Source organism: Morganella sp. EGD-HP17 (assembly GCF_000512315.2).
Lineage (GTDB): Bacteria > Pseudomonadota > Gammaproteobacteria > Enterobacterales > Enterobacteriaceae > Morganella > Morganella morganii.
Window position 1 is genome coordinate 64,131 of the sequence record NZ_AZRH01000013.1, and the last position, 21,664, is coordinate 85,794.

Consider the following 21,664-nt stretch of genomic DNA (forward strand, 5'->3'; position numbering starts at 1 on the left):
TGCGGTTTGATACATGAAAGTGTGGTTTAAACGTCTCGCGCTGACCGGCCTGATAACAATTGTTCTGACACCGCCGCTGCTCTGGCTGGCCGATAAAATCTGGCCTTTACCGCTGGATGAGGTGGTGATGGCGCGTACGGTTACGGCTGAGGACGGGTCACCGCTGTGGCGTTTCGCTGACAGTAACGGCGTGTGGCGCTACCCGGTCACACTGAAGGATGTATCACCGGAATTTATTGAAGCGCTTCTGACATACGAAGATCGCTATTTCTATCAGCACCCGGGCATCAACCCGGTGGCTATCGGCCGCGCGGCGTTGCAGGATCTGACTTCCGGACGTATTGTCTCCGGCGGCAGCACGCTCTCCATGCAGGTCGCCCGTCTGCTCGACCCCCATGACCGCACCCTGACCGGCAAACTGAAACAGGTTTTCCGCACCATTCAGCTGGAGTGGCACTATTCCAAAGATGAGATTCTGGAGATGTATCTTAACCGCGCCCCGTACGGCGGCACGGTGGAGGGTATTGGTGCGGCGAGCTGGATGTATCTCGGCAAACCGCCGTCGGAACTGACTGCCGGGGAAGCGGCACTGCTGGCGGTACTGCCGCAGGCACCAAGCCGTCTGCGGCCGGATCGTTATCCGCAGCGCGCGGAAGCAGCCCGTAATAAGGTGCTTGACCGGCTGGCCGAATTTGAGGTGTGGCCGCAGTCAAAAGTGAATGATTTAAAGCAGGAGAGTATCTGGCTGGCACCGCGCCAGGTGCCGCATTCCGCGCCGCTGCTGGCACGGCGTGTGGCGCAGGGGGTGAAAGACCCGGTGATCCGCACCACCATCAATCCGGCCATTCAGCGTCAGCTGGAGGAGATGGCCCGCAACCGCAAATATCAGCTGCCGGAAAAAACCTCGCTCGGCATTATGGTGGTGGATAACCGCGATATGAGTGTGAAGGGCTATGTCGGCTCTATCGATTTCTCTGATGACACCCGTTTCGGCCATGTGGATGTGAACAGTGCCTGGCGTTCACCGGGTTCCACACTGAAACCGTTTTTATATGCCCTGGCGATGGATGAGGGGCTGATCCACAGCGAATCTCTGTTACAGGATGTGCCGCGCCGTTTTAATGATTACCGGCCGGGCAACTTTGATACCGGGTTCAGCGGGCCGGTGAGTGTCAGTGAGGCACTGCGCCGTTCTCTGAATCTGCCGGTGGTTCAGTTGCTGGATGTTTACGGTCCGAAACGGTTCAGTGCCAAACTGCGTAACGTCGGTCTGGAACTGCGTTTTCCGCTCGGCAGTGATCCGAACCTGTCGCTGATCCTGGGCGGTACCGGGGCGCGGATGGATCAGCTGATTGCGGCCTACAGCGCGTTTGCCCGTCAGGGCAAAGTGGCACCGGTGCGTTTTCGTCCGGAAGATCCACTGGCAGAGCGGCAGCTGATCTCCCCGGGCGCGGCGTGGATCACGCGCCGGGTGATGGCCGGAGAGACACGGCCGCTGGCAGATGACCGGCTGGCGCAGGATGTGCCGCTGGCGTGGAAAACCGGCACCAGTTACGGCTACCGTGATGCCTGGGCACTGGGGGTGAATAACCGCTACACCATCGGGGTGTGGGTCGGCCGTCCGGACGGTACGCCGGTGGCCGGCCAGGCCGGGTTTGCAACCGCGATCCCGATCCTGTATCAGGTGGACAGTTATCTGCGGGCACGCGGCGGCAAAAAATTGCCGGATCCGAAACCCATCAGCGTCAGCAGTAAGATGATTTGCTGGCCGTCAGGGCTGGCGGCGGACAAACAGGATCCGAACTGCCGTCAGCAGCGGATAGCGCTGGTGCTGGACAATACTGTGCCGCCGACACTGCCGTCCGCAGGGCAGGAAAGCCTGTCCGGCACCAATGCGGTGATCTGGGTTAACGGACAGGGGGAACGGGTGTCGCCGGATTGTCCGGATGCACAGGAGAAAACCGTGGCGCTGTGGCCGATTGCGCTGGAGAGCTGGCTGCCGCCGGGTGAACGCCGCAGCCACCGTCTGCCGCCGGTGAGTAAAACCTGTCCGCCGTTGCGGGTGGAAGCGGCTCCGCTGCTGATTTCCGGGATCCGCGAAGGGGATGTGCTGCGCCGTCTGCCGCTGGCGAAAACCCTCGATCTGCGGGTGGTGACGCAGGGCGGAGAGGGCACTCAGTGGTGGTTTCTTAACGGCGACCAGGCGGGCAGTACTGAGTCCGGTGAGCCGCTGTTGCTGACGCTGGACACCCCGGGGCGTTATCAGCTGACGGTGCTGGATCTCAGCGGCCAGGTCAGTTCAGTCAGTTTTACCCTGAAATAGCAGAAACGGCGGGAACCGCAGCGGAAAAAGTGTGATACAGACGGAAAATCTGTGATCTGTTATGCGGAATACTTTGCAAAAATGTTGCGTAACTGTAGGAAAAACAGAGGTGAGCCCGTATAATCACTGCCTTACCACAAGGTGTGGACCGGTCTGCCGTCAGCCGCAAATAACAATGACAACAGCGCACATGCGCACAATGAGGTCAATTCATGTCTGTACAACGCACATTTTCTATCATTAAGCCAAACGCCGTAAAGAAAAATGCTATCGGGGCCATTTATCACCGTTTTGAAAGCGCCGGTTTCCGTATTATCGCCGCCAAAATGCTGCACCTGACCCGCGAACAGGCGGAAGGATTCTACGCTGAGCACAAAGGCCGCCCGTTCTTTGATGGTCTGGTGGAATTTATGACATCCGGCCCGATTATGGTACAGGTACTGGAAGGGGAAAATGCCGTGCAGCGTCACCGTGATCTGATGGGCGCCACCAATCCGGATAACGCCCTGGCCGGTACACTCCGCGCAGATTACGCCGACAGTTTCACTGAAAACGCCGTACACGGCTCTGATGCGGAAGAATCCGCTGCCCGTGAAATTGCCTATTTCTTCACTGAAGATGAAATCTGCCCGCGCTGATAACACAAAGCAGGAAAAAACCTGTGTTATCCTGCTTTATCAGTGAATTCAGTCTCAAAAGCCCGGTAATCCGGGCTTTTGCTTTTTTACCGGACAACAAGGACTGAGATATTGGCGTAGTGGATCAGTGCGGACGCGGTGGAGCCCAGGAAACGGCTTTTCATGGTCGGGTTTTTGGAACCGATAACAATCAGGTCGGCTTTAATTCTTTCTGCATTATCAAGAATGGCCTCTGCCGCACTTCCGATAAGTACACCGGTGGAAATCTGTTCTTTCTGTACAGCAAATTTTTCGGTGGCGGCATCCAGTTTTGCAAGCAGAGCTTTGATGCGCTGGTCTTCTGACTTGGCATTTTCGGTCATCACAGGGAATGTCAGACCATAGTCAAAAAGCTGTTCAGACGGAAGAATTACCGTAACGAAATGAAATTTCACATTTTTATCTTTGGCATAGTCGTTAATCTCAGTAATGACGTTCTGAGATAACGCACCGGCATTCAGATCGATCGGAACCAGTATAATTTTATGCATAACAACTCCTTTATTTCAGATTAAATGACCTGTAAAAGATGAGTGTTAATATTATTAATATCTGAAAAAATGATTTAAACAAGTACTATTATCCAATAAATCGATTTACATTTACGTGTTTTAATTTGCCATATCACCATTAATGTTTGTACAATGCCGCGCCCCGTTATGATACGGGGCTTTTATATTTCCGCCGTATCCGTGACGCAGTCCGTTTCAGCGGCTATCCTTATTCCTGTATCTGTGATGCGCGCCGCGTGTCACCGCCGAAAGTGTAACAACGAGGCAATGTTAACAATGTCAGAACTGACCACTCAAGACGCCTGTGTAACAGGCTCCGCACCGATTGCTCCTGAAAAAATCAACGGAAAAATTAATTTACTCGACCTGACCCGCAAAGAAATGCGCCAGTTTTTCGCCGATATGGGTGAGAAACCTTTCCGTGCTGATCAGGTGATGAAGTGGATTTATCACTATTGCTATGATGATTTCGATCTGATGACCGATATCAACAAAGTGCTGCGCACCAAACTGAAAGCGGTGGCGGAAATCCGGGCCCCGGAAGTGTCAGAAGAACAGCGCTCTGCGGACGGCACCATTAAGTGGGCTATCCGTGTCGGCGACCAGGAAGTGGAAACCGTCTATATCCCGGAAGATGACCGCGCTACTCTGTGTGTCTCTTCCCAGGTCGGTTGTGCGCTGGAATGCAAATTCTGCTCAACCGCGCAGCAGGGTTTTAACCGCAACCTGCGCGTCTCTGAAATTATCGGCCAGGTCTGGCGTGCCGCGAAAATCATCGGCTCCCTGAAATCCAGCGGCCGCCGTCCTATCACCAACGTGGTGATGATGGGGATGGGTGAACCGCTGCTGAACCTGACCCATGTTGTCCCGGCGATGGAAATCATGCTGGATGACTTTGGTTTCGGGCTCTCCAAACGCCGCGTGACGATTTCCACCTCCGGTGTGGTTCCGGCGCTGGATAAACTCGGCGATATGATTGATGTGGCGCTCGCTATTTCCCTGCACGCACCGACGGATGATGTGCGTGATGAAATCGTGCCGATCAACAAAAAATATAACATTGAGACATTCCTGGCATCTGTGCGCCGTTATCTCGGAAAATCCAATGCGAACGGCGGCCGTGTGACTGTGGAATATGTCATGCTGGATCATATCAATGACAGCACTGATCAGGCGCATCAGCTGGCGGCCTGTCTGAAAGACACGCCGAGCAAAATCAACCTGATCCCGTGGAACCCGTTCCCGGGCGCCCCTTACGGGCGCAGCTCAAACAGCCGGATTGACCGTTTTGCCAAGGTACTGATGGAATACGGATTCACCACCATTGTCCGCAAAACACGCGGTGATGATATTGACGCTGCCTGCGGACAGCTGGCCGGTGATGTTATCGACCGGACCAAACGGACACTGAAAAAACGCATGGCCGGTGAACCAATCTCTGTCAAAGCAGTCTGACAGTAATATTAAGTAACACTCCCCGGTGACTGTTTACGTTAATATACCTGCCTTACAGACAAGGAGGCAGTATGATAAGGACGTATTCCCCGGGATTAATTGCAGTAATGCTGCTGGCAGGATGCCGGACAGCACCCGTGACACAGACCGTACCGGCTGCGACCGGTACCCGTCTTGCACTGGGTGAGTCTTATCTTCAGGCCGGCCGGTATGATGCTGCACGGTATCATTTTGACCGGGTACTGAAAGCACAGCCGCAGCATACCGGTGCGCTGACAGGCGCGGCGCTGAGTGCAAAATGCGATCAGCAGCCTGAAATTGCGGAAAAATACCTGAATTTAGCCGTGAATTCCCCGTCAGGCAGTGATAGTGTGGTACAGTACATTTTGGCTTATGAGTGTCCGCCGGATAACAGTCTGTAAAACAATATAAAAGTGATGTTGTTTTCAGGATTATTTTTATCATTACGGGTGGCATGCAGTATGCCGGAATACGGAACTTCGGTGCGCGGAAGGGCAGATCTCCGCGCTTTCTCGTAACCAGAACTGTTTGTGTCCTGAAACTCATGAATAACTCTCAATCTCAAGATAATCTCCAACTCACTCTTGGCCAATTCTTAACACAACGTCGGGAACAACTTCAGTTATCACGGGAAACAGTCGCCGACAGACTTTGTCTTAAACTGACTACAGTGCGTGAAATCGAAGAAGATGCACTGAAAGAAGGCAACCCGACCTTTATCCGCGGTTATGTCCGTACGTATGCCAAGCTGTTGCAGATCCCTGAATCTGCGATCATGCCTTATCTTGATAAAATCGCCCCCGCTCAGATGACCAAAGTCCAGCCGATGAAAAGTGTGACTATCGGCCGCCAGCGTAAAAAACGCGAAGGCTGGCTGATGAAGTTCACCTGGCTGGTACTGCTGGTGGTTCTGGCGCTGGTTGGCGTGTGGTGGTGGCAGCAGTATCAGGCACAACAGGCTGATATTGCTTCACTGGCACAACAGAATGATGTCACCGTGAATGCTCCGGCAGATGTTCCGGGTACCGATCCGGCAGACAGCACCGCACCACAGACACTGAATGCCCCTGCCGGGACGCCGGACACCGCTCCGGCCGGTAATACCAATACCGCTGCACTGGAATTATCGGCAGCCACCCCGCAGGATCAGGAAATTGACAGCAGCAAGATTGTGCCGCTGCCGGGCAGTGACCGCGTACCGGCGGTTGTTAACCGTGCCGTAGACAGTGAAGGCGGCACGCTGCCGACCACCACACAGACACAGGATGGTCTGGTTCTGACCTTTAAAAACACCTGCTGGCTGGAAGTGACAGATAACAAAGGTACAAAAATTTTCAGCGGCACCAAACAGAAAGGGGATACCCTGGAATTTGCGGGCGCAGAACCTTACCGTCTGAAAATCGGCGCACCGGCTGCCGTGGATGTGCAGTTCAAAGGTCAGAGTGTTGACCTGAGTCATTTTGTTAAGGCAAACCGGGTGGCAAACCTGAGTGTGCCGAAAGCCGGTGAATAATTGGTTTATAAATTAAATCTTTACTACACAATAAACACAGCAATGATTAAGGACACAAGGATGTTCCGGAGAAAGACTTATGCATAATGAATCCCCGATAAAAAGACGCAAATCCACCCGAATTTACGTGGGAAATGTGCCGGTCGGTGATGGTGCACCAATCGCCGTACAATCAATGACAAACACCCGGACAACGGATGTTGAGGCGACCGTCAGACAAATTAAATCCCTGGAACGCGTCGGCGTGGATATTGTCCGCGTATCAGTACCGACCATGGATGCGGCGGAAGCATTTAAACTGATTAAACAGCAGGTCTCTGTACCGCTGGTGGCGGATATTCACTTTGACTACCGCATTGCGCTGAAAGTGGCGGAATACGGCGTGGATTGTCTGCGTATCAACCCGGGTAATATCGGCAGCGAGGAGCGTATCCGTCAGGTTGTGGATTGCGCCCGTTATTATAATATCCCTATCCGTATCGGGGTTAACGGCGGTTCACTGGAAAAAGATATCCAGGAAAAATACGGCGAACCGACACCGGAAGCGCTGGTGGAATCTGCCATGCGTCATGTGGACATTCTTGATCGCCTGAATTTTGACCAGTTTAAAGTCAGTGTAAAAGCGTCAGATGTGTTCCTGGCAGTCGGTGCTTACCGTCTGCTGGCACAGAAAATTGATCAGCCGCTGCACCTGGGTATTACCGAAGCGGGCGGCGCACGTGCCGGTTCTGTGAAATCCGCTATCGGGTTAGGTATGCTGCTGTCGGAAGGTATCGGTGATACGCTGCGTATCTCGCTGGCAGCGGATCCGGTGGAAGAAGTGAAGGTCGGGTTTGATATCCTGAAATCCCTGCGTATCCGTTCGCGCGGCATTAACTTTATCGCCTGTCCGACCTGCTCCCGTCAGGAGTTCGACGTGATTGGCACCGTGAATGCCCTGGAACAACGGCTGGAAGATATCATCACTCCGATGGATGTGTCGATTATCGGCTGTGTGGTTAACGGTCCGGGCGAGGCGGAAGTCTCCACACTGGGTGTGACCGGTGCGAAAACCCGCAGCGGGTTCTATGAAGATGGTGTCCGTCAGAAAGAGCGCCTGGATAACACCGATATGATTGATCAGCTGGAAGCGAAAATCCGTGCCAAAGCGGCCATGCTGGATCAGAATAACCGGATTGATATCAGTCTGGTTGAGAAAGAATAATCGCGGACCGGCTCATTATTGATGAGCCGGTTTTGTCTGTTTTGACAGATATGCTGTTTTAAGACGATATATCCGCCTCCCGATATTGCACCCGCACAGGGTCGCTTTTATAATCGGAAACATATTTCATTGAGTTAAGAGAATTAACGTGGCGACAAAAATCCAATCTGTTCGTGGTATGAATGATTATCTGCCTGCTGATACTGCGGTATGGCAGCGTATTGAAAACACGCTTAAACGCATTCTGACAAGCTACGGGATCAGTGAAATCCGTACGCCGATTGTCGAGCATACCCCCCTGTTTCAGCGCGCCATCGGTGAAGTGACTGATGTTGTTGAAAAGGAAATGTACTCTTTTCAGGACCGCGAAGAAAATGTGAGCTTAACACTGCGGCCGGAAGGAACAGCGGGCTGTGTTCGTGCCGGGATCGAGAAAGGCCTGCTGTACAATCAGGAACAGCGCCTCTGGTATATCGGACCGATGTTCCGCCACGAGCGTCCGCAGAAAGGCCGCTATCGTCAGTTCCATCAGCTGGGTGCGGAAGTTTTCGGCCTGAGCGGTCCGGATATCGATGCTGAGCTGATTATGATGACCGCCCGCTGGTGGCGTGAGCTGGGCATTGCGGAGCATGTTACCCTGGAACTGAACTCAATCGGTTCGTTACAGGCGCGTGCAAACTACCGTGAAGCACTGGTTGCCTTCCTGGAACAGCACAAAGACAAACTGGATGAAGACTGCAAACGCCGGATGTACACCAACCCGCTGCGTGTGCTGGATTCCAAAGACAAAGTTGTTCAGGAACTCCTGAACGATGCACCGGCACTGTTTGATTATCTTGATGAAGAATCAAAAGCCCACTTTGACGGCCTGTGTGCCATCCTGGATGCTGCCGGTATTCAGTACCGCATCAATCAGCGTCTGGTCCGTGGTCTGGATTACTATAACCGCACCGTGTTTGAGTGGGTGACCACCGCACTGGGTTCGCAGGGAACTGTCTGCGCGGGCGGCCGTTATGACGGGCTGGTTGAACAGCTCGGCGGTCATAATACCCCGGCGGTGGGTTTTGCCATGGGTCTGGAGCGTATGGTACTGCTGGTTCAGTCCGTCAATCCGGACTTTGTGAGCGAAACTGCAGTGACCGATATTTATCTGGCCTCCTTCGGTGAAGGCAGCCAGGTTGCGGCAATGATGCTGGCGGAACAGATCCGCGACAGCCTGCCGGATGTGCGTATCATGACCAACTACGGCGGCGGCAACTTTAAACGTCAGCTGAGCCGTGCGGATAAAAACGGTGCGCGCATCGCCCTGATTTTAGGTGAGGATGAAATTGCCAACGGGACAGTCACTGTCAAAGAACTGGCCACCGGTGAGCAGCAGACGCTGGCACAGAGCGGGCTTTCCGCTCGTCTGAGCGAACTTTTAGGTTAAGGAGAGACGTGTGGAAGTCTATACCACAGAAAATGAACAGGTATCAGCGCTGAAGAATTTCTTTGTCGAAAACGGCAAAGCAATCGCGGCAGGTTTGATCATCGGTATCGGCGGTATTGCCGGCTGGAACTACTATCAGTCTCACCAGGTCAGCAAATTACAGGATGCGGCGATTGCCTATGAAACGGCGATCACAGCAAAAGGCACTCCGGCGGAGCAGACCGCCCGTCTGCAGGCTTTTGCGAAAGAAGCCAATAACAACTACGGTGCTATCGCCGGTCTTGATCTGGCGATGAAAGCGGTTGACAGCAACGACCTCCCGGCGGCAGAAAATGCCCTGAGCCAGGCGCTGACAAAAACCGATAATGAAGATTTAAAAGATCTGATTAATGCACGTCTGGCCCGTGTACAGCTGGGTCAGAAAAAACCGGATGCCGCGCTGGCGACCGTTGCGGCAGTGAAAGGGAAAGGCTGGGCGGCTTACGCACAGGATATCCGCGGTGACGCCCTGTTACAGAAAGGGGATGTGAAAGGCGCGCAGGAAGCCTACACCACCGGTATTCAGAGTGAAGGTGCCGGGACTATCAAATCCGTTATGACATTCAAACTCGATAACTTAGCCGGGTGAGGGGACTCTCGATAATGCAACTGCGTAAAACACTGCTGGTAGGATTAGTCGCCTCTGTGCTGCTGGCCGGCTGTTCAAGTGAACAGGATACTATCGTGATGTCACCACTGCCGGAAGTGACAAGTCAGTTCACCCCGGAAACCGTGTGGGATAAATCCGTCGGTGACGGTGTCGGTAAATACTACTCTCATCTTTCCCCGGCATGGGAAGGATCCAGTGTCTATGCGGCTGACCGCAATGGCCTGGTCAAAGCCCTGGATACCGATTCCGGTGTTGAAATCTGGTCAGTGAATCTGGCGGAAAAAACCGGTTTCTTATCCGCGGATATCCCGGCGATGTTATCCGGCGGTCTGACCGTTTCCGGTGAACACGTTTATGTGGGTACAGAGCGCGGTACGCTGATCGCCCTGAACGCGAACGACGGTGAAATCGCATGGACAGCCAACGCCGGTGGTGAAGTATTGTCCCGTCCGGAAGTCAGTGACGGCCTGGTGCTGGTGCATACCGGTAACGGCCTGTTACAGGCATTTGATACCGCGTCCGGCGAACAGCGCTGGAGCCTGAACCTGGATACCCCAAGCCTGTCTGTCCGTGGTGAATCAGCCCCGGCTGTGGCCATGGGTGCGGCATTTGTCGGTGGTGACAACGGTCGTGTCAGTGCGGTTATGCTCGGCCAGGGTCAGATTATCTGGCAGCAGCGTATTTCCCAGACAACCGGTACCACCGAAATCAGCCGTCTGAATGACGTGGATATGACCCCGGTTGTTGCTGACGGTCGTGTTTACGCTATCGCGTATAACGGCAATCTGGTGGCGATGGATATGCGCAGCGGTCAGATTCTGTGGAAACGCGATTTCGGTTCAGTCAACGAACTGGTGCTGGATGGCGAATCCCTCTATGTTGTTGACCAGGATGATAACGTCTATGGTCTGCGCGCAGCGGATGGCGTCACCATGTGGTCACAGGATAAATTACTGCACCGTAATCTCTCCGCACCGGAAATCTTTAACGGCTATCTGGTCGTGGGTGACGGTGAAGGTTATCTCCACTGGCTGGATACCTCCAACGGACAGTTCGTGGCGCAGAATAAACTGAACAGTTCCGGTATTCTCAGCCGTCCGTCGATTGCCGGTGATAAACTGATGGTGCAGGCCCGTGACGGACGCCTGTACCTGCTCCGCCGCTGACAGTAAACCGCTGTTTCCGGCATCACTCCGGCAGGGTAACTGACTGCGGAGTGGTTTCATTGACGGCTCCTGAATGACAGGGGCCGTTTCGTCTTTAATCTCCTGTATGGTGCAGGGGATTTTTTCAGTGTTATGAGGCAGTAAAAGCATGATACCTGTCGTTGCTCTGGTCGGGCGTCCCAATGTCGGGAAGTCCACATTATTCAACCGCTTAACGCGTACGCGCGATGCGTTGGTTGCTGATTTCCCCGGCCTGACGCGGGATCGTAAGTACGGTCGTGCAGAGGTTGAGGGACAGGAATTTATTATTATCGATACCGGCGGTATTGATGGCACGGAAGAGGGCGTTGAAACCCACATGGCCGCACAATCGCTGCTGGCGATTGAAGAAGCCGATATCGTGCTGTTTATGGTGGATGCCCGTTCCGGCCTGATGCCGGCGGACAGCGGTATTGCCAAACATCTGCGCAGCCGTGATAACAAAACCACCTTTGTGGTGGCGAACAAAATCGACGGTATCGATCAGGATCAGGCGCTGGGTGAATTCTACAGCCTGGGTCTGGGTGAAGTGGTGCCTATTGCCGCCTCGCACGGACGTGGTGTCAGTCAGTTGATCACCCGCGCACTGGTGCCGTTCTACGGCGAGCCGGAAAGTGAGGATGATGATCGCGAGTTAACCGAAGAAGAGGCTAACGCCGCTTACTGGGCAGAGCAGGAAGCCCTGGCACAGGCAGCAGAAACGGAAGACAGCGAAGAGGAAGATGATTTCAACCCGATTGATCAGCCGATTAAAATGGCGATTGTCGGGCGTCCGAATGTCGGGAAATCCACGCTGACCAACCGTATCCTCGGTGAAGAGCGTGTAGTGGTTTACGATATGCCGGGTACCACCCGTGACAGTATCTATATCCCGATGGAACGCGACGGACGTGAGTATATTATTATCGATACTGCCGGTGTGCGTAAACGCGGTAAAGTGACTGAAACGGTTGAAAAATTCTCCGTTATCAAAACACTGCAGGCGATTGAGGATGCGAACGTGGTGCTGCTGGTGATTGATGCCCGTGAAGGGATTTCAGACCAGGATCTGTCACTGCTGGGCTTTATCCTCAATGCCGGCCGTTCTCTGGTTATCGCCATCAACAAATGGGATGGCATGACCGCAGACGATCGTGAGCACGTCAAAGATATGCTGGAACTGCGTCTCGGCTTCGTCGATTTCGCCCGTATTCACTTTATCTCCGCGCTGCACGGCAGCGGTGTCGGTAACCTGTTTGACTCGGTGCAGGAAGCGTATGACTGCGCGACCCGCCGTGTCAGTACCGCACTGGTGACCCGCATCATGAAAATGGCAGCGGAAGATCACCAGCCGCCGCTGGTTCGCGGCCGCCGTGTCAAACTGAAATATGCGCATGCAGGGGGTTATAACCCGCCGATTATTGTTATCCACGGTAACCAGGTTTCGGATTTACCGGATGGCTATAAACGTTACCTGATGAACTATTTCCGTCAGTCACTGAAAGTGATGGGAACGCCTATCCGCATCCAGTTTAAAGAGGGTGAAAACCCGTTTGCGGATAAGAAAAACGTGCTGACAGCGACCCAGCTGCGGAAACGTAAACGCCTGATGTCTCATATCAAAAAAGGCCGTTAATCAGGAAAACCCGCATTTTTTAATGCGGGTTTTTTATTTTCCGGCATTTTACGGCTCCAGCCCGACGGCTTTCCATGCGTTCATCAGCACAGCAGTCACTTCCTCATCATAGTTCTCATCAGCGATAGTCAGGGTTTCGCGGGCGAAGGTGAGGAAATTACATTCCGGCGGCAGGTTGCCTCTGCGCAGCGTGTCGAACCAGATCTGTCCGGCCACTTCCCAGCTGTACCCGCCGAGGGCGGAGGCGAAGTGGTAAAATGCATGGTTCGGGATGCCGGAGTAACAATGAACGCCGCCGTTATCATTCTCCGGGTCATCCGGCAGCTCAATATAATCTCTCATATGTGCTACCTGTTTATCTTTGCCGATCACCGGGTGATTATAGGCATTTCCCGGTGACGAAAGGGAGCGCAGTGCTTTAATTCCGCTTTGTTTATTAAACAATGTTCTGCCGATATGCCAGTCCCCCTGATGGCTGGCGTGACGGCGGTGGTAATGACCCAGCATGACGGTAAACACATCACAGACCGATTCATTCAGAGCACCGGACTGATGGCTGTAAGTCAGCGGGGAAAGGTGATCAATCACAGCGTGGGAAAATTCGTGTGTGGCGATATCCAGCTGGGCAAAACTCAGAAACAGGGGAGTGACGCTCATTCCGGCATCCCCGGCACCAAACACCAGATGTGCGCCGTTCCAGAAGGCATTGCAGTAGCCGCGTCCGTAATGTGTCATGGCGGAGATAGTGGCATTGTTGTCATTAAAGGATTTGTAATCAAAGATATCATCAAAAAAACCGTAAATGATATCAAGATACTCAAACATATTATCGGTATCTGTATCCTGCCGCACAGGCATATGTGGCTGTGGGTTTTCTGCTTTCCGGTCTTCGCGGTAATACAGGTCCGGAACGGTGGTCAGGTTTTTCAGATGCATCACCCGGCGGTGTGCCTGCGAAGTACATCCGGATTCCGGCAGAGCAGCATAACTGAGAGGCATCATTTCTGTTTCCGGCAGGCGTCGGTAACCGAGCAACCGCTGCATATGCTGATAACATAACTGTGTCTCTTCGTGATCCCCTTCATGAAGCAGGCGTTTTTTCAGGATCCAGGGCGGTAAAAATGAATAGCGCGGGGCATGTGCTGACATAGGCGGTTCTCCTGTGGTTGGAATGACCATCTTTACGGAGAAAAATATTTACCGCAGCAGACTATCAGCCTGCTTTTCAGTCAGCACACTGTGAAGGGTTGTCAGACCCAGTCACGGGGAATAAGAAAATCACTCAGTGCGGCTTCCGGAGAACCGGGCTGCGGCTGGTAGTCATATTCCCAGCGCACCAGCGGCGGCATTGACATCAGGATGGACTCGGTCCGCCCGCCGCTTTGTAAACCGAAGAATGTGCCGCGATCCCACACCAGATTAAACTCCACATAACGGCCGCGCCGGTAGAGCTGAAACTGGCGCTCGCGCTCACCATAAGGGATGGAACGGCGTTTTTCCGCGATCGGCAGATAAGCCCGGGTAAAGCCGTTGCCGACAGCCTGTGTGAAGGTAAAGCATTCCTCAAAACCGGGTTTATTCAGATCATCAAAGAACAGGCCGCCGATACCGCGCGCTTCGCTGCGGTGTTTCAGATAAAAATAGTCGTCGCACCATTTTTTATAACGCGGCCAGGCATCTTCGCCCAGCGGCGTGCAGATATCCCGGGCGACACTGTGCCAGTGTACGGCATCTTCTGTGAAAGGATAGAAAGGAGTAAGGTCAAAACCGCCGCCGAACCACCAGACCGGGTCACAGCCGGCTTTTTCGGCAATAAAAAAGCGTACGTTGGCGTGTGCGGCCGGGACATACGGATTATGCGGATGAAGCACCAGCGAAACCCCCGTGGCCTGATAGTGGCACCCGGCGAGTTCCGGGCGGTGTGCCGTGGCAGACGGCGGCAGGCTTTCCCCGCTGACATGTGAAAAATTAACACCGGCCTGTTCAAACAGTGCACCGGATTTCAGTACCCGGCTGCGTCCGCCGCCGCCGGACTCCCGCTGCCACTTATCTTCGGTAAACTCAGCACCGGCGTCACAGGCGGCGAGTTGTCCGCAGAGGGAATCCTGTAATCTGAGAAAAAAATCTTTAACACTGTCACTATCAGGGATATTCATTACATCACGACCATTGAGCTGCTGATAAACTTTAGTATATCATTTTGTTTTTATAAGATATCACACCCGTTCCGTCACGGACACGGGCAGACAACCGGCAGACAGGTAACGGTATGGACATTCGCACATTTCAGCAAGGTGATTTTGAAGAGGTTGTTGCGCTCTGGGAGCGTTGTGATCTGGTCATCCCCCCGGATGACCCGGAAACCGTGATTGAGCGGAAAATGGCACATGATCCGGCCCTGTTCCTGGTGGCGGAAGTCAACGGCGAAGTGGTGGGCACACTGCTGGGCGGTTATGACGGATACCGGGGCTATGCCTATTATCTGGCAGTACATCCGGAATTTCAGGGACGGGGGATTGCCAATGCTATGGTGGCGAGGCTGGAAAAAAAACTGCTGGCGCGGGGATGTCCGCAGTTGCTGCTGTCGATTCCGGATGATAATACCGCCACGCTGAGCATGTTTGACAAGCTGGCCTACGACGAGTGTCAGCAGGACAGCCTGACCTACAGCAAACGGCTGATCACCGACCCGGAATATTAACTGCCGGGGTTGACCACACTGAGTGTATCGGCGGTTACCACAATCGCATGGCGGTCTTTTTCCATTCCGCCTTCAATGCGGATGGTATCATTAGGGGTGATAATCTTTTTCCCCCATAATTCCGCCGGAATTTTTACCTCGACGATACCGCTGTAATCCCCCAGCAGATAGTGCTCCGCTGAAATCTGAGACTGAATATTACCTTCCAGAATCACCCGGCTGTTATCCTGCAGATAGGGCAGTTGTTTGATGATAAAGCGCTGTGGTGTTTCACATTTTACTGTGCTCTGATGATACTCATAGGCAGAAAATGACGGCAGAGCCGCAGCAGGCTGAAACCAGAATGTACCTGTCAGAACAACCGCTGAAAACAGGTAAAAAGTCGATGATGTGAATGTCATTTCAGCCATAGCTTACGACGCCGGTAAATGAAAAATGTCGGTTATATACCAGGAGATATCTTATCGGAAATGTTACGTTACTGAATTGGTAAACATACCTATTTCGTTAAAATTATTTGATGTAATAATTCAGAATGAATGTTTTGTCAATTCCGGAGTCTGATATCTGAACCGAATGCAAAGGAGCAATGAATGAAGTGTTATCAGGCAATGAAGCTGGCCGCCGCGGCCGGTGCCGTACTGATGCTGAACGGGTGCAGTTCGTTTTCATGGTCATCATTATCGCCGGTAAGCTGGTTCAGCAGCAGTGGGCTGACGGTAACGGCACAGGGCGTCGGTGGTGTGAATAATCAGACGGCCATGACCGAAACGGCGATCAGTCAGGGACTGGACGATAAATACACACTGCGCGGTGGTATGCAGACCGAGCAGGGGCAGATCGTTAAAATTTTTGAAGGCCGGAAAGATGATAAAACGGTTATCCGTCTGTCCGGGCCGGAAAATGGCACTGTGCAGCGCATTGTTGCCAATGATGCGGATATCCGCACGGAATGGGACACCAAAACAGGAACCCTCTTTTCGGACATCTATCCGCAGGCCGTTGCCGGTGCCTGTACCCTGACCACTGAATTTGATGACAGCGCACAGGTTATCTGCCGTTCACCGCAAACCCCGCGTGTTTCTTATGTTTTCCGCGGAACCTGGAACGGCCCTGAAACCCTGATGCCGTCAGATGATATTCTGAAAAACTGGACAGTCAGTTATATCGTCTGGGCCAATAAATAATCCGGAAAAATAAATGAACTTGCGGAATAACAAAGTAATTCCGCGTCAGTGATTTATGATAAGGCCATTTCCTGATCAGACTGACGATGCAAAGGGAGCAATATGTCACAAGTACAAAGCGGTATTCTGCCGGAACACTGCCGTTTCGGTATTTTTATTGAAGCAAACACCAAAGGTGATTTACCGGCGATCCGGCGTGGTTGTCAGGTTTTCCTGGCAGCTCTGAAAAAGTTACAGACACAGTTTGCGGCTGATCAACTGAGTGCCACGGTGGCATTCGGTCATGACCTGTGGCGTCAGCTGGGCAGTCAGAGCAGTGCACCGGAGCTGAAAAACTTCCGTGAACTGGGGCGCGGCCTGGCGCCGGCCACACAATATGATTTACTGATCCACATTCATTCTCAGCGTCATGATATCAACTTCTCGCTGGCACAGGCAGCGGTGGCGGCATTTGCGGATGCGGTTGAGATTCAGGGCGAAACCCACGGCTTCCGCTGGACGGAAGAGCGTGACCTGAGCGGTTTTATCGACGGCACCGAAAACCCGGAAGGGGATGAGCGCCCGGACGTGGCACTGATCGCAGAAGGGGAAGATGCGGGCGGCAGTTATATCCTGACTCAGCGCTGGGCACACAGCCTGAATAAATGGACCCGTTTTTCTGAAGAGCAGCAGGAAAAAATGATTGGCCGCACCAAAGCAGACAGCACAGAGCTGGATGAAAATGTGCGCAATGTAACCTCTCATGTTTCCCGCGTGGTGATTGAGGAAGAGGGCGAAGAGCTTTCCATTCTGCGCCAGAGCCTGCCGTACGGCACTGCCAGCGGTGAGCACGGCCTGTTCTTTATCGCGTACTGCGGTCGTCTGCACAATATTGAGCAGCAATTGCTGAGTATGTTCGGTGAAACCGACGGTAAATTTGATGATCTGCTGCGGTTCAGTAAACCGAAAACCGGGGCTTATTATTATGCGCCGTCGCTGGAACAACTGAGTGCGCTGTAAGAGGGTGTCACTTTAAGCCCGGAACCGGCTGATAACGGGCAAAAACGAAAAGTCGCTGTGAATACATCCCTGTAAGCTCAGGCGCGCCATCCGTAGCGCGCATGCTTTTCGTTTCCTTTGCCCGTTATCACCGTCATACTTTTCCCGCAGTGATGCACATTTTTGTGTCTGTTTTTATCCTTATTCCTCTGTACCTTCCCCTGAAGGCAACCTCTATCCTTCGTGTATACACAACACAGGAAGAGAAGAAACATATCGATGCATAATATCGTGAAGTAAATAATCACTATATATAATTCCATAATGATATAAGTAAATGGCTTGTGTCACTTTACGGATATATGCACACTGGCCGGAGTTACCTGAAACGCATCATCATAATGAGGTTCTCCGCCGTGAAACTGTCTGTCAACGCTGTATTACCTGCCGGTCTGCTGCTCCTTTCTGCTGTATGGAGCGGCGCTGCCGGTGCTGCTCAGTTACTGAACAGCTCCTATGATATTGCCCGTGAGCTGTTCACGGAAATCAACCCGCTGTTTGAAAAACAGTGGAACGCGGAACATCCGGACGATCCGCTGACTATCCGCCAGTCTCACGGGGGGTCCTCAAAACAGGCGCTGGCGATATTACAGGGACTGCGGGCGGATGTGGTCACTTATAACCAGGTGACCGATGTGCAGGTTCTGCATGATAAAGGTAATCTGCTGGCAGCGGACTGGCAGGCGCGTCTGCCGAATAACAGTTCTCCGTATTATTCCACCATGGCTTTCCTCGTGCGCAAAGGCAATCCGAAGCAGATCAAAGACTGGGATTCCCTGCTGCGTGATGATGTGAAAATCGTTTTTCCGAACCCGAAAACTTCCGGTAACGGTCGTTACACCTATCTGGCTGCGGAAGGTTTCTGGCAGCAGAAAAACGGTAAAAACAGTGCTAAAACACAGGAACAAATGAAAAAATTCCTCAGCAATGTCGCGGTATTTGATACCGGCGGTCGGGGAGCCACGACGTCATTTATTGATCGCGGGCTGGGCGATGTGCTGATCAGTTTTGAATCAGAAGTGAATAATATCCGCAATGAATATGGCGCGGATGATTATGATGTTATCGTCCCGGCGTCCAATATCCTGGCAGAATTCCCGGTGGCGCGGGTGGATAAAAACACGGAAAAGAACGGCACACAGGCTGTTGCTGATGCCTATCTGACTTTCCTGTACAGCCCGGCGGCGCAGGCAAAAATGGCGCAGTTTAATTACCGGGTGACTGATCCGGATGTGATGGCCGCCAATAAAGGCCATTTCCCGCCGGTGACCTTATTTAAAGTGGAAGATCAGTTCGGTTCATGGTCTGAAGTAATGACAAGCCGGTTCAATTCAGGCGGTGAATTTGACACCCTGATGGCTCAGGGACGCTGATATGGCAAGACGGGTGTTGCCGGGATTTGGCCTGTCCCTCGGGTTTACGCTGCTCTACAGCGGACTGATCCTGCTGCTGCCCCTCACTGCACTGGTATTACAGCTGGCGCAGATGAGCTGGGCGCAGTACTGGCAGGTGATCACCGGCCCGCAGGTGGTCGCCGCTTATAAAGTCACACTGCTCGCCGCGCTTGCTGCCAGTCTGTTTAATGCAGTGTTTGGTGTGCTGATGGCCTGGATCCTGACCCGCTACCGCTTTCCCGGCTGCCGTATTCTCGACGGCCTGATGGATTTGCCCTTTGCGCTGCCCACGGCGGTTGCGGGGCTGACACTCGCCACTCTCTTTGCCCCGAACGGCTGGTACGGCCGTTTTTTTGATTCGTTTAATATCACCGTGGTGAATACCTGGATTGGTATTGCGGTCGCGATGATGTTTACCAGTATCCCGTTTGTGGTCCGCACGGTACAACCGGTGCTGGAAACTCTGAAACCGGAGTATGAGGAAGCGGCAGAAACGCTGGGTGCTTCGCGTTTTCAGATATTCTGCCGTGTGATCTGGCCGGAAATCGCCCCGGCAGCACTGGCGGGAACCGTTTTGTCCTTTACCCGCAGCCTTGGTGAGTTCGGTGCGGTGATTTTTATCGCCGGTAACCTGGCGTGGCAGACGGAAGTGGTGTCATTCCTGATTTTTGTCCGCCTCCAGGAGTTTGAATACCCGGCGGCTGCGGCGATTGCCTCGGTGGTGCTGATGACTTCGCTGGTGTTATTGCTGGCGGTCAATATTATTCAGAGCCGCGCCGGATTGCGTACCGGGAGGTCTCATGGCTGATACACTACGCCGCCGGCGTTTCCCGTGGCAGAAGTGGCTGCTGATTTCTGCCGGGCTGCTGCTGACATTTTTCATCCTGGTTATTCCGCTGGTGTGGATTTTTGTGACCGCGCTGTCTGATGGTATCGGCGGTGTGATCCGTGCACTGGCGGAGGCGGATATGCTGCATGCTATCTGGCTGACAGTGATCGTAGCGCTGATCACCGTGCCGGTGAATCTGATTTTCGGCACACTGCTGGCGTGGCTGGTAACACGGTTTCATTTTCCCGGCCGCCAGTTATTGCTGACACTGGCGGATCTGCCGTTTGCAGTATCGCCGGTGATTGCCGGGCTGTTGTATCTGCTGCTGTACGGCTCAAACAGCTGGCTGGGTGGCTTTCTCGAAAACTCGCTGAATACCCAAATCATGTTTGCGTTGCCGGGAATTGTGCTGGTGACGATTTTCGTAACCTGTCCTTATGTGGTGCGGGAACTGGTGCCGGTGATGCTCAGTCAGGGCGCACAGGAAGAAGAGGCCGCCGTGCTGCTGGGAGCCCGTACGTGGCAGATCTGGTGGCGGGTGACACTGCCGAATATCCGCTGGCCGCTGTTTTACGGCGTGATCCTGACCAACGCCCGGGCTATCGGGGAGTTTGGTGCTGTGTCAGTGGTCTCCGGCGCAATTCGGGGAGAAACCTTCACTTTACCGTTACAGGTGGAATTATTGCATCAGGATTATCAGACCGTGGCGGCATTTACCGCATCCGGTCTGCTGGCGCTGATGGCTGTTGTGACCCTGTGTATCCGCCACGGCGTGATGGCATATCAGGGATCCCGGAGGAAATATGAGCATTGAAATCCGTCATCTGACACACCATTTCGGTACGGAGCCGGTATTACAGGATATCTCGCTGTCGGTGGCGGACGGCGAAATGGTGGCGCTGCTGGGACCGTCCGGCTCCGGGAAAACCACGCTGCTGCGGATTATTGCCGGGCTGACCCCTCATAGCGCCGGAGAATTGTATATCAGCGGGGAAGAGGTTTCCGGGCTGGCGGCAGGCGAGCGCCGGGCCGGGTTTGTCTTCCAGCACTATGCACTGTTCCGGCATATGACGGTGTTTGACAACATAGCATTCGGGCTGACGGTATTGCCGCGTAAAACACGGCCATCAAAAAAAGAAATCCGCGCTAAAGTGATGTCACTGCTGGAAAAGATTCAGATGCCGCACCTGGCGGATCGCTATCCGGCACAGCTTTCCGGCGGGCAACAACAGCGGGTGGCACTGGCCAGAGCGCTGGCGGCAGAGCCGCGTATTCTGCTGCTTGATGAGCCGTTCGGTGCCCTGGATGCAGGGGTGAGAACCGAACTGCGCCGCTGGCTGCGTCAGCTGCATCAGTCGCTGGGATTTACCGCTGTGTTTGTGACACACGATCAGGAAGAGGCGCTGGAGGTGGCTGACCGCATCGTGGTGATGCGTGGCGGACATATCGAGCAGGTCGCGGTACCTGAAAGCCTCGGCAATGATGACAGCAACCGCTTTGTAACAGAATTCCTCGGTCAGATAAATATTTTCCGTGGTGATATCGGTACGGATGGCGGGGTGCGGATTGGCGGTGTGCGCCAGCCGGTTGCCGCACTGACAGCCGGTTTCGGGCCGGTATCGGTATTTGTGCGCCCCTGGTCGCTGACATTGCAGCACACTTTTTCAGCCGATGCGGTTGCTGCCCGGGTTGTGACCATCCGTTCACACGGGCATTACCGCACTGCGGTGGTAACCACGGAAGCGGCTGAAGATGAAGTGACGGTGATATTACCGCCGGACACCCGTGCCGCCGCCGGTGATTCTGTCTGGCTGACAATCAGGGAGTTACGGCTGTTTCGCGGCGAAGACGAACTGGCGCTGCTGCCGCAGGCACAGTGCGCATAAAGATGAAAATAATTCCGGTTGCATAC

Annotated in this window: 21 protein-coding genes; 17 read left to right on the plus strand and 4 right to left on the minus strand. The window is 53.5% G+C overall.

Translation table 11 applies throughout. The features are described from left to right. The first annotated feature begins 13 nt into the window (after positions 1 to 13). Positions 14 to 2,323 carry a peptidoglycan glycosyltransferase PbpC gene (gene pbpC / locus X965_RS13900; protein ID WP_004236925.1) on the plus strand — a complete coding sequence of 770 codons (2,310 nt, stop codon included), beginning with the start codon at positions 14 to 16 and terminating at the stop codon, positions 2,321 to 2,323. Positions 2,324 to 2,535: 212 nt separating this feature from the next. Further along, positions 2,536 to 2,961, plus strand: coding sequence for a nucleoside-diphosphate kinase (gene ndk, locus X965_RS13905; RefSeq protein WP_004236924.1), 426 nt, complete (start codon positions 2,536 to 2,538; stop codon positions 2,959 to 2,961). Positions 2,962 to 3,047: 86 nt separating this feature from the next. On the opposite strand, the gene X965_RS13910 is transcribed toward ndk, so the two are convergent. Beyond that, positions 3,048 to 3,491: a universal stress protein gene (locus tag X965_RS13910; protein ID WP_004236922.1), complete on the minus strand. Its 444-nt coding sequence runs from the start codon at positions 3,489 to 3,491 to the stop codon at positions 3,048 to 3,050. A gap of 297 nt (positions 3,492 to 3,788) precedes the next feature. Here X965_RS13910 and X965_RS13915 point away from each other — a divergent pair, with 297 nt between their 5' ends. The 8 genes from X965_RS13915 to der all read left to right on the plus strand — a co-directional run bounded on the left by X965_RS13915 (position 3,789) and on the right by der (position 12,603). Beyond that, a complete protein-coding gene (locus X965_RS13915; RefSeq protein ID WP_004241977.1) occupies positions 3,789 to 4,967 on the plus strand; it encodes a bifunctional tRNA (adenosine(37)-C2)-methyltransferase TrmG/ribosomal RNA large subunit methyltransferase RlmN in 1,179 nt (392 codons plus the stop codon). Positions 4,968 to 5,038: 71 nt separating this feature from the next. Continuing rightward, positions 5,039 to 5,389, plus strand: a complete 351-nt coding sequence (locus tag X965_RS13920; protein WP_036418517.1) for a tetratricopeptide repeat protein — start codon at positions 5,039 to 5,041, stop codon at positions 5,387 to 5,389. A gap of 143 nt (positions 5,390 to 5,532) precedes the next feature. After that, a complete protein-coding gene (rodZ, locus tag X965_RS13925) occupies positions 5,533 to 6,501 on the plus strand; it encodes a cytoskeleton protein RodZ (protein ID WP_036414380.1) in 969 nt (322 codons plus the stop codon). 79 nt (positions 6,502 to 6,580) lie between these two features. Beyond that, positions 6,581 to 7,705, plus strand: a complete 1,125-nt coding sequence (gene ispG / locus X965_RS13930; RefSeq protein WP_004236917.1) for a flavodoxin-dependent (E)-4-hydroxy-3-methylbut-2-enyl-diphosphate synthase — start codon at positions 6,581 to 6,583, stop codon at positions 7,703 to 7,705. 148 nt (positions 7,706 to 7,853) lie between these two features. Further along, complete coding sequence (gene hisS / locus X965_RS13935; RefSeq protein WP_015422613.1) at positions 7,854 to 9,134, plus strand: histidine--tRNA ligase; 1,281 nt, start codon at positions 7,854 to 7,856, stop codon at positions 9,132 to 9,134. Positions 9,135 to 9,144: 10 nt separating this feature from the next. Then, entirely contained in the window at positions 9,145 to 9,762 is a 618-nt protein-coding gene (locus X965_RS13940; RefSeq protein WP_004241983.1) for a tetratricopeptide repeat protein, read from the plus strand. Between the two features lie 14 nt (positions 9,763 to 9,776). Next, on the plus strand, positions 9,777 to 10,949 hold the full coding sequence (bamB, locus tag X965_RS13945) for an outer membrane protein assembly factor BamB (protein ID WP_004236914.1): 1,173 nt from the start codon (positions 9,777 to 9,779) through the stop codon (positions 10,947 to 10,949). Between the two features lie 148 nt (positions 10,950 to 11,097). After that, positions 11,098 to 12,603 carry a ribosome biogenesis GTPase Der gene (gene der, locus X965_RS13950; RefSeq protein ID WP_015422614.1) on the plus strand — a complete coding sequence of 502 codons (1,506 nt, stop codon included), beginning with the start codon at positions 11,098 to 11,100 and terminating at the stop codon, positions 12,601 to 12,603. A 48-nt stretch (positions 12,604 to 12,651) separates the two neighbouring features. On the opposite strand, the gene X965_RS13955 is transcribed toward der, so the two are convergent. Further along, positions 12,652 to 13,752 carry a M4 family metallopeptidase gene (locus tag X965_RS13955; protein ID WP_004236911.1) on the minus strand — a complete coding sequence of 367 codons (1,101 nt, stop codon included), beginning with the start codon at positions 13,750 to 13,752 and terminating at the stop codon, positions 12,652 to 12,654. Between the two features lie 101 nt (positions 13,753 to 13,853). Continuing rightward, positions 13,854 to 14,759, minus strand: a complete 906-nt coding sequence (gene hemF / locus X965_RS13960) for an oxygen-dependent coproporphyrinogen oxidase (RefSeq protein ID WP_036418520.1) — start codon at positions 14,757 to 14,759, stop codon at positions 13,854 to 13,856. A gap of 113 nt (positions 14,760 to 14,872) precedes the next feature. On the opposite strand from hemF, the gene X965_RS13965 reads away from it, so the two are divergent. After that, entirely contained in the window at positions 14,873 to 15,304 is a 432-nt protein-coding gene (locus X965_RS13965; protein WP_036418522.1) for a GNAT family acetyltransferase, read from the plus strand. Here X965_RS13965 and X965_RS13970 read toward each other — a convergent pair. Continuing rightward, positions 15,301 to 15,714 (minus strand): YgiW/YdeI family stress tolerance OB fold protein, encoded by a 414-nt coding sequence (locus X965_RS13970; RefSeq protein WP_004236908.1) that lies wholly within the window; start codon positions 15,712 to 15,714, stop codon positions 15,301 to 15,303. The two genes, X965_RS13965 and X965_RS13970, sit on opposite strands and share 4 nt — an antisense overlap. A gap of 183 nt (positions 15,715 to 15,897) precedes the next feature. Between X965_RS13970 and X965_RS13975 the strand changes: the two genes are divergently transcribed. The 6 genes from X965_RS13975 (at position 15,898) to X965_RS14000 (ending at position 21,638) form a co-directional block, all read left to right on the plus strand. Next, on the plus strand, positions 15,898 to 16,491 hold the full coding sequence (locus X965_RS13975; RefSeq protein ID WP_036414390.1) for an RpoE-regulated lipoprotein: 594 nt from the start codon (positions 15,898 to 15,900) through the stop codon (positions 16,489 to 16,491). 102 nt (positions 16,492 to 16,593) lie between these two features. Next, positions 16,594 to 17,490 (plus strand): Dyp-type peroxidase, encoded by an 897-nt coding sequence (locus X965_RS13980; protein WP_036418524.1) that lies wholly within the window; start codon positions 16,594 to 16,596, stop codon positions 17,488 to 17,490. A gap of 380 nt (positions 17,491 to 17,870) precedes the next feature. After that, a complete protein-coding gene (cysP, locus tag X965_RS13985; RefSeq protein WP_036418526.1) occupies positions 17,871 to 18,902 on the plus strand; it encodes a thiosulfate ABC transporter substrate-binding protein CysP in 1,032 nt (343 codons plus the stop codon). Position 18,903: 1 nt separating this feature from the next. Then, positions 18,904 to 19,731, plus strand: coding sequence for a sulfate/thiosulfate ABC transporter permease CysT (cysT, locus tag X965_RS13990; protein WP_004236904.1), 828 nt, complete (start codon positions 18,904 to 18,906; stop codon positions 19,729 to 19,731). After that, on the plus strand, positions 19,724 to 20,566 hold the full coding sequence (gene cysW / locus X965_RS13995; protein ID WP_036418529.1) for a sulfate/thiosulfate ABC transporter permease CysW: 843 nt from the start codon (positions 19,724 to 19,726) through the stop codon (positions 20,564 to 20,566). Before cysT ends, cysW begins: the two co-directional genes overlap by 8 nt. After that, positions 20,556 to 21,638, plus strand: coding sequence for an ATP-binding cassette domain-containing protein (locus X965_RS14000; protein WP_036418531.1), 1,083 nt, complete (start codon positions 20,556 to 20,558; stop codon positions 21,636 to 21,638). Before cysW ends, X965_RS14000 begins: the two co-directional genes overlap by 11 nt. Positions 21,639 to 21,664: the final 26 nt, after the last annotated feature.

Excerpts from the sequence above, each read along its gene's own strand:
- cysP (WP_036418526.1), top strand. The coding sequence starts at position 17,871 with ATGAGGTTCTCCGCCGTGAAACTGTCTGTCAACGCTGTATTACCTGCC.
- ispG (WP_004236917.1), top strand. The coding sequence starts at position 6,581 with ATGCATAATGAATCCCCGATAAAAAGACGCAAATCCACCCGAATTTAC.
- der (WP_015422614.1), top strand. The coding sequence starts at position 11,098 with ATGATACCTGTCGTTGCTCTGGTCGGGCGTCCCAATGTCGGGAAGTCC.
- X965_RS13965 (WP_036418522.1), top strand. The coding sequence starts at position 14,873 with ATGGACATTCGCACATTTCAGCAAGGTGATTTTGAAGAGGTTGTTGCG.
- X965_RS13980 (WP_036418524.1), top strand. The coding sequence starts at position 16,594 with ATGTCACAAGTACAAAGCGGTATTCTGCCGGAACACTGCCGTTTCGGT.
- cysW (WP_036418529.1), top strand. The coding sequence starts at position 19,724 with ATGGCTGATACACTACGCCGCCGGCGTTTCCCGTGGCAGAAGTGGCTG.
- ndk (WP_004236924.1), top strand. The coding sequence starts at position 2,536 with ATGTCTGTACAACGCACATTTTCTATCATTAAGCCAAACGCCGTAAAG.
- X965_RS13955 (WP_004236911.1), bottom strand. The coding sequence starts at position 13,752 with ATGTCAGCACATGCCCCGCGCTATTCATTTTTACCGCCCTGGATCCTG.
- hemF (WP_036418520.1), bottom strand. The coding sequence starts at position 14,759 with ATGAATATCCCTGATAGTGACAGTGTTAAAGATTTTTTTCTCAGATTA.
- X965_RS14000 (WP_036418531.1), top strand. The coding sequence starts at position 20,556 with ATGAGCATTGAAATCCGTCATCTGACACACCATTTCGGTACGGAGCCG.
- pbpC (WP_004236925.1), top strand. The coding sequence starts at position 14 with ATGAAAGTGTGGTTTAAACGTCTCGCGCTGACCGGCCTGATAACAATT.
- X965_RS13915 (WP_004241977.1), top strand. The coding sequence starts at position 3,789 with ATGTCAGAACTGACCACTCAAGACGCCTGTGTAACAGGCTCCGCACCG.
- X965_RS13970 (WP_004236908.1), bottom strand. The coding sequence starts at position 15,714 with ATGGCTGAAATGACATTCACATCATCGACTTTTTACCTGTTTTCAGCG.
- X965_RS13910 (WP_004236922.1), bottom strand. The coding sequence starts at position 3,491 with ATGCATAAAATTATACTGGTTCCGATCGATCTGAATGCCGGTGCGTTA.
- X965_RS13975 (WP_036414390.1), top strand. The coding sequence starts at position 15,898 with ATGAAGTGTTATCAGGCAATGAAGCTGGCCGCCGCGGCCGGTGCCGTA.
- bamB (WP_004236914.1), top strand. The coding sequence starts at position 9,777 with ATGCAACTGCGTAAAACACTGCTGGTAGGATTAGTCGCCTCTGTGCTG.
- cysT (WP_004236904.1), top strand. The coding sequence starts at position 18,904 with ATGGCAAGACGGGTGTTGCCGGGATTTGGCCTGTCCCTCGGGTTTACG.
- X965_RS13920 (WP_036418517.1), top strand. The coding sequence starts at position 5,039 with ATGATAAGGACGTATTCCCCGGGATTAATTGCAGTAATGCTGCTGGCA.
- rodZ (WP_036414380.1), top strand. The coding sequence starts at position 5,533 with ATGAATAACTCTCAATCTCAAGATAATCTCCAACTCACTCTTGGCCAA.